General features: G+C 64.3%; 11 protein-coding genes and 2 pseudogenes. 11 read left to right on the top strand and 2 right to left on the bottom strand.

The genetic code is table 11. The features are described 5' to 3' along the window. Positions 1-206: 206 nt before the first annotated feature. The 3 genes and pseudogenes from AAFG16_RS20580 to AAFG16_RS20570 all read left to right on the top strand — a co-directional run. Positions 207-1172 (top strand): hydrolase, encoded by a 966-nt coding sequence (locus AAFG16_RS20580; protein ID WP_283086094.1) that lies wholly within the window; start codon positions 207-209, stop codon positions 1170-1172. Positions 1173-1208: 36 nt separating this feature from the next. Beyond that, the gene (locus tag AAFG16_RS20575) at positions 1209-1628 is read left to right on the top strand and encodes a Rid family hydrolase (RefSeq protein ID WP_342740349.1); all 420 of its coding nucleotides are present in this window, start codon (positions 1209-1211) and stop codon (positions 1626-1628) included. A gap of 66 nt (positions 1629-1694) precedes the next feature. Beyond that, a pseudogene (locus AAFG16_RS20570) lies at positions 1695-1817 on the top strand (IS5/IS1182 family transposase); the annotation flags it as partial. A gap of 34 nt (positions 1818-1851) precedes the next feature. Here AAFG16_RS20570 and AAFG16_RS20565 read toward each other — a convergent pair. Both AAFG16_RS20565 and AAFG16_RS20560 read right to left on the bottom strand, forming a co-directional pair. Then, on the bottom strand, positions 1852-3459 hold the full coding sequence (locus AAFG16_RS20565) for an ABC transporter substrate-binding protein (protein ID WP_342740348.1): 1608 nt from the start codon (positions 3457-3459) through the stop codon (positions 1852-1854). Between the two features lie 147 nt (positions 3460-3606). Then, positions 3607-5214, bottom strand: a complete 1608-nt coding sequence (locus AAFG16_RS20560; RefSeq protein ID WP_342740347.1) for an ABC transporter substrate-binding protein — start codon at positions 5212-5214, stop codon at positions 3607-3609. 267 nt (positions 5215-5481) lie between these two features. On the opposite strand from AAFG16_RS20560, the gene AAFG16_RS20555 reads away from it, so the two are divergent. The 8 genes and pseudogenes from AAFG16_RS20555 (at position 5482) to AAFG16_RS20520 (ending at position 15295) form a co-directional block, all read left to right on the top strand. Beyond that, the gene (locus AAFG16_RS20555) at positions 5482-6612 is read left to right on the top strand and encodes a M20/M25/M40 family metallo-hydrolase (protein ID WP_342740346.1); all 1131 of its coding nucleotides are present in this window, start codon (positions 5482-5484) and stop codon (positions 6610-6612) included. Between the two features lie 222 nt (positions 6613-6834). Further along, positions 6835-7776: an ABC transporter permease gene (locus AAFG16_RS20550; RefSeq protein WP_283086089.1), complete on the top strand. Its 942-nt coding sequence runs from the start codon at positions 6835-6837 to the stop codon at positions 7774-7776. A 17-nt stretch (positions 7777-7793) separates the two neighbouring features. Then, positions 7794-8681 (top strand): ABC transporter permease, encoded by an 888-nt coding sequence (locus tag AAFG16_RS20545; protein WP_283086088.1) that lies wholly within the window; start codon positions 7794-7796, stop codon positions 8679-8681. 127 nt (positions 8682-8808) lie between these two features. Beyond that, the gene (locus AAFG16_RS20540; protein ID WP_342740345.1) at positions 8809-10458 is read left to right on the top strand and encodes an ABC transporter ATP-binding protein; all 1650 of its coding nucleotides are present in this window, start codon (positions 8809-8811) and stop codon (positions 10456-10458) included. A gap of 295 nt (positions 10459-10753) precedes the next feature. Then, positions 10754-12259 (top strand): M81 family metallopeptidase, encoded by a 1506-nt coding sequence (locus AAFG16_RS20535; protein ID WP_342740344.1) that lies wholly within the window; start codon positions 10754-10756, stop codon positions 12257-12259. Between the two features lie 14 nt (positions 12260-12273). Next, a pseudogene (locus AAFG16_RS20530) lies at positions 12274-12618 on the top strand (M20/M25/M40 family metallo-hydrolase); the annotation flags it as partial. A 92-nt stretch (positions 12619-12710) separates the two neighbouring features. Next, the gene (locus tag AAFG16_RS20525) at positions 12711-13874 is read left to right on the top strand and encodes a M20 aminoacylase family protein (RefSeq protein WP_342740343.1); all 1164 of its coding nucleotides are present in this window, start codon (positions 12711-12713) and stop codon (positions 13872-13874) included. A gap of 2 nt (positions 13875-13876) precedes the next feature. Continuing rightward, positions 13877-15295, top strand: a complete 1419-nt coding sequence (locus AAFG16_RS20520) for an amidase (RefSeq protein ID WP_342740342.1) — start codon at positions 13877-13879, stop codon at positions 15293-15295. The last annotated feature ends 22 nt before the right edge of the window (positions 15296-15317 follow it).

The following is a 15317-nucleotide window of genomic DNA, read 5'->3' as shown; positions in this document are numbered from 1 at the left end:
GTGTGCAAGCTGCGCACATCTATTTCAGGACAGAAACAAATAGCAATGATTAGAAACTGGAAGGGTTAAAAGCTGACACGAAGCTGACAAAACAAAGCGGCGCCGCTGATGACAGCAACGCCGCGTGATGTCCGGGACAAAACGGATTTCGACACAATCCTGTGGTGAGCCGTCGGTTAACTACATCTGGCAGCTAGGGGGCATCCTTGGGACGCAAGACATGGCTGGCTTGTTACCTGATGCTTTGTTGTTTGGAATGTCCCGCGCGGGGGGCTGGCATCCAGCTTCTTGATTCTGATCCGAATCTGGCCGGCGCCGTTTGGTATCCGTGCGCCGCAGAGCCGCAATCCCTGCCGCTCGGAAAACTCACGCTAAAGTTCATCGACACGATACAGGGAGCAAAGGATTGCCCCGTGACTGGCACGAAGCTGCCTCTGGTGGTCTTCTCCCATGGTCAAGGCGGCTGGTTCGGCCTCCATCATGACACTGCAGAGGCGTTGGCTGATGCCGGCTTTGTCGTCGCGGCCATCAGTCATCCAGGGGACAACGGCAACGATGTCTCGCAGAGCGAGAGTCTGTCGAATTGGGCCTCCCGGCCGGCCGATATGGTTCACCTGATCGATTTTATGCTGAAGTCCTGGAAAGACCGCGACGCAATCGACTCGTCCAAAATTGGCCTCTTCGGCTTTTCGAAGGGCGGGTTCACAGGGTTGGTGCTTGCAGGAGCCGGTCTCGATTTCCAGAGGACTGCGTCTTCCTGCACCAACAACTCTGGCTTCTGCGAGCAAGTACGGAGCGGCGATGTCCCAAAGACTCTGCCGCGAGACACTCGGATCAAGGCTGCCGTCATTGCCGATCCTGCACCGACTTTCGCATTTACAAGGAGTACGTTGTCATCAATCGACATTCCATTGCAGGTCTGGCGATCCGAATCGGGAGCCAAAGATCGAGGCGTTGATCCGGAAGGCGTTGCGCGCGTCCTGAATGCTTTGCCTGGCCAACCCGCGGTTCATATCGTGCCATCCGGCCACTTCGCGTTCCACCCGCCGTGTTCGCCAGAGCTTGCCGCCGAGCTGCCGCGCTTCTGCACAGACCCGGCGGGCTTCGATCGAGCAGCCTTTCACCGGGACTTCAATGCAAGCGTCGTCCAATTCTTTCGGCAGCATCTGTGATGCGACAAAAGCCAAGCAAACGCCAAGGGAGCCTTCATGAGCCGATCGGTGCATGTTCCTGTCGGAATCTTCGATAGCTTGCGCTACGGTTTCGCGCAGGTTGCTACTGTCCCCACACCGTTTGGCGACGTTGTGTATGTGTCCGGCCAGGTTGCTTGGGACGCAGAACAGAACGTCGTTGGCGCTGGCGACATCGGCCGTCAACTCAGCAAGAGCCTAGAGAATCTTAGCGTTGCGCTTGCATCGGTTGGTGCGAAGCTCGATCAGGTCGGTGCGTTGCGGCTCTACATCAAGCAGAGTCACCTACACGAAGGCAAAGCAATTAGCGGTGCCCTCAAAGCGGCGTTCGGCGATAATCCACCGTGCACAACCTGGATCGGAGTGCCAAACCTGGCCAAGGATGAGTTCCTCATCGAGGTGGAGCCTTCTGCAGTTTTCCTGGCGCGAAACGGCTGATTGCCGATCGTGGCTATGATCGCCGACTGGATCAGGGGACTGGCCATGAAAAAGAGCGCATGGGCCAACATCCCGCCGAAAAGGAATCGCAACGACCAGATCTGCTTCAGTCCTTGTCTCTGCCGTCGGGTTGCAACACGCTACGACAAGCTGGCAGCGAACGACCTCGCTTTCGTTCAGCTTGCCTCGATCAGGCCACGGCTGCGCCTTGTCGGCCCAAGTCCTACTCGGACTTGTCGATATTCCAGAACACCGGCGTTGCTGGACCGTCGATCACACCGGAGAGCGACTTGCGCCACGCGCTCGGCGCCTGAAACTGGCCCAGCGGGACGTAGAGCACCTGGTCATAGGTCTCCTTCTGGATCTCGGTCGCGATCTTCTTCTGATCGTCGAGCGAGGCCGCGCGAACGAAGGCGTCCTTGAGCTGCTCCACCCTGGCATCCTCCGCCCAGCCGAACCAGCCGCCCTTCTTGCCCTGCCCGCCGACAGCAATGTTGGAGATCGGGTTCGACACGTCGGCGCTGACCCAGTTGGTGATGAACATGTTCCAGCCGCCCTCTTTCGGGGGCTTCTGGCTGGCGCGCCGGCTCACCACCGTCTGCCAGTCGGTGGCCTGTAAATCGACCGTGAAGCCGGCTTCGCGCAGTTGCTGGGCCACCACGATCGGTTGGGCCTTCAGTGTCAGCACGTCGCCCGGCGCCATGAGCACGACGGGCGTCCCATCGTAACCGGACTCGGCGAGCGCCTTCCTGGCCGCAGCCATGTCGCCGCCCTTGGCAAGGGTCTCACCGGCAACCTCTGTCGCGAACGGCGTGTCGCAGATGAAGACCGCCGCGCAAGCCTTGTAGTACTTGGGATTGCCGATCAGCGCATCGAGCACGTCCTTCTGGTTGACGGCCAGGAGTGCTGCGCGACGGACCTTGACGTTATCGAACGGCGGATGAAGGAAGTTCATCCGAGCGCCCGTCTGGAAGCCGAACTTGTTCAGGATCTCGAGCTTGAGCTCCTTGTCGGCTTCGATGGTGGGCAACATTTCGATCGCGGGATTTTCCATGAAATCGATGTCGCCCGACTGCAGCGCGTTCAACGCTGTCTGCGGGTCCGGCATCGTAATCCATTCGACGCGATCGACCTTCGCGACCTTGCCGCCGGCGGTCCAGCTCGCCGGCTCCTTGCGCGGCACGTAATCGGTGTTCTTGACGTAGACCGACTTCACCCCGGGCTGGAATTCCGACTGCACGAACTTGAAGGGGCCGGAGCCGATCTGCTCGGAGATCTGCTTGTCCGCCGGCGTCTCGGCGAGGCGCTTTGGCATCATGAAAGCCACCCGCGAGGACGGCTTGCCGATCGCTTCCAGCACGAGCGCGTACGGCTCCTTCAGCTTCAGCGTGATGGTCTTGGCATCGGTCGCCTCGATGCTCGCGGTGAACAGCATCATCTGCTGCCCCATGCTATCGACAACGGCCCAGCGCTTCAGCGAAGCAACGCAATCTTCCGCGGTGACCGGCGTGCCGTCATGCCATTTCAGGCCATCGCGCAGCGTGAAGGTGTAGGTCAGCTTGTCGTCGGAGATCTTCCAGTCCGCCATCTGCGGCTGGATCTTGAAGTTCGCATCCGTCGCGATCAGCGTGTCGTAGATCATGTAGCCATGATCACGCGAGATATAGGCGCTGGTGAAAATCGGATCGAGGACGCGCAGGTCCGAATGCATCACGGCGGTGATGGTCTTGCCTGCGGCAAGAGCTGGCGAGGCCAGTGCCGAAAGCGCCACGACTGAAATCGCAAGTATGGAGGCGAACGCCCGACGCCGCCGGCGCATGAGTTGGAACACTGAAGTTCTCCTGGCAAGTTTTCTTGAGGCTCTCTTGGGAAATTCTCCTTGGGAAGTTCGCCTGGAAATTCTCCTGGCGAGCGGCGCCGCCGGTGACAGCGGCGCCGCGTGACGATCGGTACGAAGGATGCGGGGCGTGCCCTCGCCTCACTCGGACTTGTCGATGTTCCAGAACACCGGCGTTGCCGGGCCGTCGAGCACGCCGGTGAGCGACTTGCGCCAGCCGCTCGGCAGAAGATACTGACCGAGCGGAATGTAGATCACCTGGTCATAGGCCTCCTTCTGGATCTCGGCCGCGATCTTCTTCTGATCGTCGAGCGAAGCCGCGCGGACGAAGGCATCCTTGAGCTGCTCGATCTTGGCGTTTTCCGCCCAGCCGAACCAGCCCTTCTTGCCCTGACCGCCGATCGAGAGATTGGCGATCGGGTTGGAGACGTCGGCCGCAACCCAGTTGGTGAAGAACATGTTCCAGCCGCCCTCCTTCGGCGGCTTCTGGCTGGCGCGGCGGCTCACCACGGTCTGCCAGTCGGTCGCCTGGAAGTCGACCTTGAAGCCGGCTTCGCGCAGGAGCTGGGCCGCCACGATCGGCTGCGCCTTCAGCGTGGTGACGTCGCCGGGCCCCATGATCACCACCGGCGTGCCGTCATAGCCGGATTCGGCAAGCGCCTTCTTGGCTTCCGCCATGCCGTTGCCCTTGATCAGGCTCTCGGCGCCGACGTCGGTCGCGAGCGGCGTGTCGCAGACGAAGAACGCGCCGCAGACTTTCTGATATTTGGCGTTGCCAATCAGCGCGTCGAGCACGTCCTTCTGGTTCATCGCCAGGAAGGCGGCGCGGCGCACCTTGACGTTGTCGAAGGGCGGATAGAGGAAGTTCATGCGCCCGAGCGTCTGGTACCCGAACTTGTTGGAGACGTCGATCATGAGCTCCTTGTTCGCTTCCAGCACCGGCAGCATGTCGTAGGGCAGATTTTCCACGAAATCGATGTCGCCCGACTGCAACGCGTTCACGGCCGTCTGCGAGTCCGGCATGGTGATCCACTCGACGCGGTCGACCTTCACCACCTTGCCGCCGGAGGTCCAGCTCGACGGCTCCTTGCGCGGCACGTAGTCGGTATTCTTGACGTAGACCGCCTTCACGCCCGGCTGGAATTCCGACTGCACGAACTTGAAGGGGCCGGAGCCGATCTGCTCGGGGATCTGCTTGTCCGGCGGCGTCTCGGCAAGACGCTTCGGCATCATGAAGGCGACGCGCGAGGAAGGCTTTCCGATGGAGTCCAGCACGAGGCCATAGGGCTCCTTGAGCTTCAGCGTGATGGTCTTGGCATCGGTCGCCTCGAGGCTCGCGGTGAAGTCCATCAGCTTCTGGCCCATGCCGTCGACCGCAGCCCAGCGCTTGAGCGAGGCGACGCAGTCTTCCGCCGTCACCGGCGCGCCGTCATGCCACTTCAGGCCGTCGCGCAGGGTGAAGGTGTAGGTGAGCTTGTCGTCGGAGACCTTCCAGTCCGCCATCTGCGGCTGGACCTTGAAGTTCGAATCGGTGGCCACCAGCGTGTCGTAGACCATGTAGCCGTGGTCGCGCGTGATATAGGCTGTGGTGAAGATCGGATCGATGATGCGCAGGTCCGAATGCATCACGGCCGTGATGGTCTTGTCGGCCGCAAGCACCGGCGAAGCCAGGCCGACCGAAAGCGCGACGACCGACAACGCAAGTTTGGAGGCGAACGCGCGAGGCCTCCGGCGCATGAAGTGGAACATGGAAAGTTTCTCCTGACGTGAAACTGTTCAAAGGCAGATTATTGGTTGAGCATCCGGTCCGTTCTTTGGGCGAACCAACCTCATGCAATGCCTTTATCTTTTCGAGACTTGCAGACAGTCTTGAGCCCGTCAATCCGGTTTCACTGCAAGCCCTGGCGGCGCGCGCACGGGCTCCACAAGGATCGATTTGGCTCTACAACTCTCTCCGTTCGTCCCGCTGCACCGATGCAATGCGCGTTCCACTTTCGAAGCCTGAGAGACATTGAGATGAATCCAGCCAATCTTCCCTTCGATTCCGAGGCCATGCTCGCGGGCCTGCGCACCTGGGTGGAGTGCGAAAGCCCGACATGGGACGCAGATGCGGTCAACCGCATGCTCGATATCGCAGCGCGGGATATGGCGATCATGGGTGCGACGATCGAACGCATCGTCGGCCGCCAGGGCTTCGGCGGCGTCATCCGCGCGCGCTTCCCGCACCCGAAGCAGGGCGAGCCCGGCATCCTGATCGCCGGCCACATGGATACCGTCCACCCGGTCGGCACCATCGAGAAGCTGAAATGGCGGCGCGAGGGCAACAAGTGCTACGGCCCCGGCATCTACGACATGAAGGGCGGCAACTACCTCTCGCTGGAAGCGATCCGGCAGCTGGCGCGCGCCGCCTTCACCACGCCGCTGCCGATCACCGTGCTGTTCACGCCGGATGAGGAAGTCGGCACGCCCTCGACGCGTGACATCATCGAGGCGGAAGCTGCGCGCAACAAATACGTGCTGGTGCCCGAGCCTGGCCGCGCCGACAACGGCGTCACCACCGGACGTTACGCCATCGCACGATTCAATCTCGAGGCGACGGGCCGGCCGAGCCATGCCGGCGCGACATTGTCGGCGGGGCGCTCGGCGATCCGCGAGATGGCCCGGCAGATCCTCGCCATCGACGCGATGACGACGGAGGATTGCACTTTCTCGGTCGGTGTCGTGCATGGCGGACAATGGGTCAATTGCGTTGCCACGACCGCGACCGGCGAAGCACTCTCCATGGCCAAGCGCCAGGCCGATCTCGATCGCGGCGTCGAGCGGATGCTGGCGCTGTCTGGCACCACCAACGACGTCGCCTTCAAGGTCACGCGCGGCGTGACGCGTCCGGTGTGGGAACCGGATGCCGGCACCATGGCGCTCTATGAAAAGGCGCGCGGCGTCGCCAAGTCGCTCGGCGCCGAGCTGCCGCATGCCAGCGCCGGCGGCGGCTCCGACGGCAACTTCACCGGCGCCATGGGGATTCCGACGCTCGACGGCCTGGGCGTGCGTGGCGGCAACGGCCACACGCTGGAAGAGTATATCGAGGTCGAAAGCCTGGTTGAGCGCGGCCGGCTGATGGCGGGCCTGCTGGCGACGCTGGAGTGAGGAATTTGCAGGTCCTGTAGGGTGGGCAAAGGCGCGGAGCGCCGTGCCCACCATTCTGCACCTTGCAAGCTCTGTGGTGGGCACGCTCCGCTTTGCCCACCCTACGAAGACCGGTACCGCAAAACCTGTGGCCCGGATGGCACGGGAATTGCTGAAATGTTAGGCTGATGGCAACCTGCCGAAGGCCCTGCCACAATTTGTCTCTAATCTGACGGATCCAACTTGCTGGGATATCTCGTTCGCCGAATTTTCGCCGCCGTGCCCGTGATGGGCGTCGTGGCGCTGTTCGTCTTCCTCCTGCTGCGCCTCACCCCCGGCGATCCCGCCGCGATTCTCGCCGGCGACAACGCGACGCCGGAACGGCTGGAGCGCATCCGCGCCTCGCTCGGCCTCAACGAGCCGCTGATCGTGCAGTTCATCACCTGGGTGAACAAGCTCTTGCACGGCGACCTCGGCACATCGCTGATCTCCAACCTGCCGGTGATGAAGATGATCGGCCAGCGCGTCGAGCCGTCGATCTCGATCGCGCTGTGCACCATCATCCTCGCCGTCATCGTCGCCGTGCCCCTGGGCGTGATCGCGGCGTGGAAGCACGGCACCTGGATCGACCGTTTCGTGATGGGCCTGTCGGTGCTCGGCTTCTCGGTGCCGGTGTTCGTGGTCGGCTACATCCTGATCGAGGTCTTCGCCATCGACCTGCGCTGGGTGCCGGTACAGGGCTTCAAGAGCATCTCGAACGGCTTCGGTCCGTTCTTCGAGCGCATCATCCTGCCGACCTGCGCCCTCTCCTTCATCTACATCGCGCTGATCGCGCGCATGACGCGCGCCGCCATGCTCGACGTGCTCGGCGAGGACTACGTCCGCACGGCGCGCGCGAAGGGCATCAACGAGGTCGCGGTGATGATGCGGCACGCGCTGCGCAACGCCGCCGTGCCCGTGATCACCGTGATCGGCACCGGCTTTGCGCTGCTGATCTCCGGCGTCGTCGTCACCGAGAGCGTGTTCAACATCCCAGGCATCGGCCGCCTCACCGTCGATGCGGTGCTGGCGCGCGACTATCCGGTGATCCAGGCGATGATCCTTTTGACGTCGCTGATCTATGTCGTCGTCAACCTCCTGATCGACGTTGCCTACACGCTGCTCGATCCCCGGATCCGGTACTAGGGCTAAGGATAACAACAATGTCTGTCGATAGCCTTCCCCGGTCCTCCATTCCGATCACCTCGCCGCTGCGGCCGCGATTCGGATTCCTCACCTCGACGCCGATCATCGCGGTGGCCACGGTGCTGCTCGCCCTGATCGTGCTGATCTCGATCCTGGCGCCGCTGATCGCGCCGCACGACCCGATCCAGCTTGCGCCCTCGCAGCGGCTGAAGCCGTCCTCGGCGCAGTACCTGCTCGGCACCGACGCCTACGGCCGCGACCTCTTGTCGCGCGTCGTCTATGGCGGCCGCGTGTCGCTGCTGATCGGCATCGGCTCGGCGATCCTGTCGATCGCCATTGGCCTCATCATCGGCCTCGTCTCCGGCTTCTTCAAGCTGGTCGACGCCGTCATGATGCGCATCATGGACGGCCTGATGGCGATGCCGAGCATCCTGCTCGCGATCGCCGTGGTGTCGCTGTCCGGCGCCAGCATCTGGACCGTGCTGGTCGCGATCACCATCCCTGAAATTCCGCGCGTGGCGCGCCTGGTGCGCTCGGTCGTGCTGTCGGCGCGCGAGGAGCCCTATGTGGAAGCTGCGATCTCGGTCGGCTCGTCCCTGCCGAAGATCATGTGGCGGCATCTGATGCCGAACACGATCGCGCCGCTGATCGTCCAGGGCACCTATGTCTGCGCCTCCGCGATCCTGACCGAGGCCATCCTGTCCTTCCTCGGCGCCGGCATCTCGCCGGAGACGCCGACCTGGGGCAACATCATGGCCGAGGGCCGCCAGTACTTCCAGATCAAGCCGTCGCTGATCTTCTGGCCGGGCCTTTTGCTCTCGATCGCCATCCTCAGCATCAACCTGATCGGCGACGCCGCCCGCGACGCTCTCGATCCCCGCATGAAGCAGCGGGAGGGGAAGTGATTTGTTTCGCCGGCCCATCCCCTTGTTCCGTCATTGCGAGCGAAGCGAAGCAATACAGTCTGCCTCCGCGGAAAGATTCTGGATTGCTTCGTCGCTTCGCTTCTCGCAATGACGACGGAGTGACCTGATGACCAATCCCGTTCTCGACATCAACAACCTCGTCGTCTCCGTCGGCAAGAAGCCGAGCGGCGCGAAGATCATCGACGGCATCTCGATCCAGGTGCGCGAGCGCGAGACGCTGTGCCTCGTCGGCGAAAGCGGCTCGGGCAAGTCGGTGACCTCGCTCACCACGATGGGCCTCTTGCCCAAGGGCACGCTGGTGCCGACCTCCGGCAGTATCAAGCTGGTCGGCGAGGAGCTGCTCACCGCGACCGACCGCCGCCTGCGGCAGCTGCGCGCGACGCAGATGGCGATGATCTTCCAGGAGCCGATGACCGCGCTCAATCCGGTGGTGCCGGTCGGCCGCCAGATCGACGAGGTGCTGCGCGCCCACACCGATCTCGACGCCAAGGCGCGCAAGAAACGCATCCTCGACATGATGGAGCAGGTGCGCCTGCCCCAGGTCGAGCGCATCTTCGCCTCCTACCCGCATCGCCTCTCCGGCGGCCAGCGCCAGCGCATCATGATCGCGATGGCGCTGGTGCTCGAGCCGAAGCTGCTGATCGCGGACGAGCCGACCACCGCGCTCGACGTCACCACGCAGAAGCAGATTTTGACGTTGATCCGCGACCTCCAGCGCGATCACGGCACCGCGGTGCTGTTCATCACCCACGACATGGGCGTGGTCGCCGAGATCGCCGACCGCGTCGCGGTGATGCGGCAGGGACGGCTGGTCGAGACCGGCCCGCTCGAGACCGTGCTGCGCAATCCCTCGATGGACTACACCCGCAATCTGCTGGCGTCGGTGCCGAGCCTCGTGCCGCGGTCGCCGCGCGAGGAGAGCCGCGAGCCCGTCGTGCTCGAGACCAATGACCTCAGCAAGATCTACAAGGAGCGCGCCTTCTTCGGCAAAGGCCGCGAGGTCGTCGCCGCCGACAAGGTGACGCTGACGCTGCGCAAGGGCCGCACCCTCGGCATCGTCGGCGAGAGCGGCTCCGGCAAGTCGACGGTGGCGCGCTGCATCGTGCGCCTGATCGATCCGACCTCCGGCGGCGTGCGGCTTGCCGGCCGCGAGATCTCGGACATCTCGCGCCGCCTGCTCCAGCCGCACCGGCAGAAGATCCAGATCGTGTTCCAGGATCCCTACCGCTCGCTCAACCCGCGCGTCACCGTCGGCGAGAGCATCGCCGAAGGCCCGATCAATTACGGCATCTCGCACGCTGATGCGATGAAGCGGGCGCGCGAATTGCTCGAGCTGGTCGGCCTGCCCCCCGACGCGGTGTCGCGCTATCCGCACCAGTTCTCCGGCGGCCAGCGCCAGCGCATCGCCATTGCGCGCGCGCTCGCGCTCGATCCTGATGTGCTGGTCGCGGACGAGGCGGTCTCCGCGCTCGACGTCTCGGTGCAGGCCCAGGTGCTGGAACTGCTCGACGAGATCCAGAAGCGGCTCGGCATCGCCATCCTGTTCATCACCCACGACCTGCGCGTCGCCGCGCAGATCTGCGACGAGGTCGTGGTGATGCAGCACGGCCGCGTCGTCGAACAGGGCCCCGCCGCCGAAGTGCTGACGCATCCGAAGGAGGCCTACACCAGGGCGCTGCTGGACGCGGCACCGGGCCGCAACTGGGATTTTGCGAACTTCCGACCGGCGGCGGAGGGAGTGGCGGCCGCGGTGTAGCAACACGTGCGGTGTCGTCCCTGCGAACGCAGGGACCCATACCGCGGAATCTATCGGTTGCGTTCGGTAGGAGTACCGAACGACTGGTCTTCGCCAAACTCCTCCCTGGGGTTATGGGTCCCTGCGTTCGCAGGGACGACACTGAGAATGTGGAAGCGTCTGGCTCAACAACCACCGCATCCGCAGCATTCCCAAAACAGCTTGACCCTATGCGCGGCGCGAGTGCTTCCCACCTTGCTCTCCTCGCAAGGCCGAGGCTAACGTCGCGCCTTCTTGATCGACTGGACCTGAATTGATGACACGCATCGCCGTCGGCGGCTTCCTGCACGAGACCAACACCTTCGCCCCGACCAAGGCGACGTTTGCGGACTTCCAGCATGGCGGCGGCTGGCCGGCGATGACTGAAGGTGCCGACGTGCTGAAGGTGATGCGGCGCATCAATGTCGGGCTCGCCGGTTTCGCCGACAGCACCGAGGCCAGTGGCTGGGAACTCATCCCGACCATCGCCTGCGGCGCGAGCCCTTCGGCGCATGTCACCAGGGACGCCTTCGAGCGCATCGTGAAGGTCATGGTCGACGGCATCAAAGCCGCCGGGCCGATCGACGCGGTCTATCTCGACCTGCACGGCGCCATGGTGACCGAGCATCTCGACGACGGCGAAGGCGAGATTCTGGCGCGCGTGCGCCGCGTCATCGGCAAGGATGTTCCGCTGGTCGTGAGCCTCGACCTGCACGCCAACGTCACGCCCGAGATGATGGAGCATGCGGACGCGCTGATCGCCTACCGCACCTACCCCCATGTCGACATGGCCGACACCGGCCGCGCCGCCGCGCGCCATCTCGCGCTGCTGCTGAAGACGAAGCAGCGTTTTGCCAAGGCGTTCCGGCAATTGCCGTTCCTGATCCCGATCAGCTGGCAGTGCACCAACGACCAACCGACCAAGGGCATCTACGAGAAGCTCGCCGCCGTCGAGAGCGATGCGGTTCCCACCCTCTCCTTCGCGCCGGGCTTTCCGGCGGCCGATTTCCGCCACTGCGGCCCGAGCGTGTTCGCCTATGGCAGGACGCAAGCGGACGCCGATCGCGCCGCCGATGCCATCGTCAAGCTGATCGAAGGCCACGAGGACGATTTCGACGGCAAGATCTGGTCGCCCGACGACGGCGTCCGCCACGCCATGGAACTGTCGAGGACCGCGAGCAAGCCGATCATCATCGCGGACACCCAGGACAATCCTGGCGCCGGCGGCGATTCCGACACGACGGGCATGCTGCGCGCGCTGGTGCGCAACAAGGCCAGCGCCGCGACCGGCGCGATCTACGATCCGGAATCGGCCAGGGCCGCGCATGCGGCCGGCGTCGGCGCCACCGTGACTCTGGCGCTCGGCGGCAAGTCCGGCATTCCCGGCGACGAGCCCTATCGCGAGACCTTCGTGGTCGAACAACTCTCCGACGGCCGCTTCATCGCGCCTGGCCCCTATTATGGCGGCCGTGAGATGGAGATGGGCCCCTCGGCGTGCCTGCGCATCGGCGACGTCCGCGTCGTCGTCTCCTCGCACAAGGCCCAGCTCGCAGACCAGGCAATGTACCGCTATGTCGGCATCGAGCCGACGCAGGAGAAGATCCTGGTCAACAAGAGCTCGGTGCATTTCCGCGCCGACTTCGAGCCGATCGCGGAAAAGCTGATGATCTGCGCCGCGCCCGGCGCGATGCCGGCCGACACCGCCTCGCTGCCCTGGACGCGCCTGCGGCCGGGCATCCGCATCAGGCCGAACGGCCCCGTCTTCAATCCCCCTTCACGCTAACCGGACAGGAACCCATGCCCACGATCGAGCGCATCGACGGCTACGCCGACGAACTCACTGCCATCAGGCGCGACCTCCACGCCCATCCCGAGATCGGCTTCGAGGAAGTGCGCACCTCCGGCATCGTCGCCGACAAGCTGAAGAGCTGGGGCGTCGAGGTGCATCGCGGCCTTGGCGGCACCGGCGTGATCGGCGTCATCAAGGGCAAGGGCTCGGGCAGCAAGCGCATCGGCCTGCGCGCCGACATGGACGCGCTGCCGATGGAAGAGAACACCAATCTGAAATGGAGCTCGAAGATCCCCGGCCGCTTCCATGGCTGCGGCCATGACGGCCACACCACCATTCTGCTCGGCACCGCCTCGCTGCCCTGGACGCGCCTGCGGCCGGGCATCCGCATCAGGCCGAACGGCCCCGTCTTCAATCCCCCTTCACGCTAACCGGACAGGAACCCATGCCCACGATCGAGCGCATCGACGGCTACGCCGACGAACTCACTGCCATCAGGCGCGACCTCCACGCCCATCCCGAGATCGGCTTCGAGGAAGTGCGCACCTCCGGCATCGTCGCCGACAAGCTGAAGAGCTGGGGCGTCGAGGTGCATCGCGGCCTTGGCGGCACCGGCGTGATCGGCGTCATCAAGGGCAAGGGCTCGGGCAGCAAGCGCATCGGCCTGCGCGCCGACATGGACGCGCTGCCGATGGAAGAGAACACCAATCTGAAATGGAGCTCGAAGATCCCCGGCCGCTTCCATGGCTGCGGCCATGACGGCCACACCACCATTCTGCTCGGCACCGCGCGCTATCTCGCCGAGACCAGGAATTTCGACGGCACCGTGCACCTGATCTTCCAGCCGGCCGAGGAAGGCCTCGGCGGCGCCCGTGCGATGATCAAGGACGGGCTGTTCGAGAAGTTCCCCTGCGACGAGCTCTACGGCCTGCACAACGCGCCCGACCTCAATCATGGCGAGATCGCGATCCTGCCCGGCCCGGCGATGGCCGGCGCCGACTTCTTCGACCTCCGCATCACCGGCTATGGCGCGCATGGCGCCATGCCCGAGCGCTCCAAGGACGCGGTGATCATCGCCACCACGCTGGCGCAGGCGATCCAGACGGTCGTCAGCCGCAACGTCGAACCGCTCCAGGCTGCGGTGGTATCGATCACCCAGATCCATGCAGGTTCTGCCTACAACGTCATTCCCGGCGAAGCACATCTTTGCGGCACCATCCGCACCTTCTCGGATGAAGTCCGCGCCCTGATCAGCCAACGCATCCGCACGATCTGCGCCGGCATCGCGGCAGCGTATCAGTGCGAGATCGAGGCCGACATCCGCGACACCTTCGGCGTGCTGGTCAACCAGGTCGAGCAGTCCAAGGTGGTCGAGGAAGTCGCGCGCACCGTGGTCAATCCCGCCAACGTGATCACGCGCGCGCAGCCGAAGATGGGCAGCGAGGATTTCGCCGACATGCTGCAGACCATTCCCGGCGCCTATTTCTGGGTCGGCCATGACGGCTCGGTGCCGGTGCACAATCCCGGCTTCGTGCTCGACGACAAGATCCTGCCGATCGGCGCCAGCATGTTCGCCCGGATCATCGAAACGCGCATGCCGGTGAGCTAGCAATGCACAAGAGCGTCGACGAAGCCGTCACCTCGCTGCACGATCTGTCCGCGGTCGACCTGATCGCGGGCTATCGCGCAAAACAATTCTCGCCGAGCGAGGTGCTGGAGGACGTGCTCGCGCATGTCGCTGCGTGGGAGCCGCACCTGAAGGCGCTCTATGCATTCGATCCCGACGGCGCGCGCGAGGCCGCCAAGGCCTCGACCGCGCGCTGGACCGGCGGCGAACCTTCCGGGCCGCTCGATGGCGTGCCGGTCACGATGAAAGACAACATCGCGACCAAGGGTGTGCCCGTCCCGCTCGGCGCGGCCAGCGTCAAGCTGGTGCCGGCTGAGAAGGACGCCCCGCCCGCCGCGCGGCTGCGCGAGGCAGGCTCCGTGATCTTCGCCAAGACCACCATGCCCGATTACGGCATGCTGTCCTCGGGGCTCTCCTCTTTCCATGCGCTCGCGCGCAACCCCTGGGACCTCTCCAAGAATCCCGGCGGCTCCAGCGCGGGCGCAGGCGCCGCTGCAGCCGCCGGCTATGGTCCCTTGCATCTCGGCACCGATATCGGCGGCTCGGTGCGCCTGCCCGCGGGCTGGTGCGGCCTCGTCGGGTTGAAGCCGAGCTTTGGCCGCGTGCCGATCGATCCCACCTATGTCGGCCGCGTCGCCGGTCCCATGACCCGCACCGTCGATGATTGCGCACTGATGATGAGCGTGATCGCAAAGCCCGACCGGCGCGACGGCATGAGCCTGCCCGCCGAGCCTTTGAACTGGAAAGGGCCGGAGAAGTCGCCGCGCAAGCTGCGCATCGGCCTGATGCTCGATCCCGGATGCGGCATGGCGCTGGAGGAGCCGGTGCGTGAGGTCGCGGTAAAGGCCGCGAAGGCGTTCGAGTCCGCGGGCGCGGTCGTGACCGAGGTCGACGGCATCCTCACCCGCGAGATGCTCGACGGCCTCGACAATTTCTGGCGCGCGCGGATGTGGGACGATCTGTCGAAGCTGACGCCGACCGAACAGGCAAAGGTGCTGCCCTACATCTTCAAATGGGGCGAGTCCGGCGCGAAATTGTCGGGCGTCGACGTCATCCGCGGCTTCAACCAGACCATGGCGATCCGCGCGGCGGCCTCAAAGCTGTTCTGCGAGCTCGATTACGTGATCTCGCCGACCGCGCCGAACGTGAATTTTCCGGCGGAATGGGCCTCGCCGATCAACGATCCGATGAAGCCGTTCGAGCACATCGCCTATACCCTGCCGTGGAATATGTCGGAGAATCCAGCCGTCTCCATCAATGGCGGCTTCGATGCCAAGGGTTTTCCCATCGGCGTGCAGATCGTCGGCCGCCGCTTCGACGATATCGGCGTGCTCGGCATGGCCAAGGCCTTTGAGGGCCTGCGCGGGGCGCAGAGGCCCTGGCCGAAACCGCCGGCGAAGTAACCAGCCTCTCGTCATTCCGGGG

Source organism: Bradyrhizobium sp. B117 (assembly GCF_038969555.1).
Classification (GTDB): domain Bacteria; phylum Pseudomonadota; class Alphaproteobacteria; order Rhizobiales; family Xanthobacteraceae; genus Bradyrhizobium.
The sequence above is the reverse complement of the archived record's forward strand: the minus strand, read 5'-3'. Positions and strand labels throughout refer to the sequence as shown.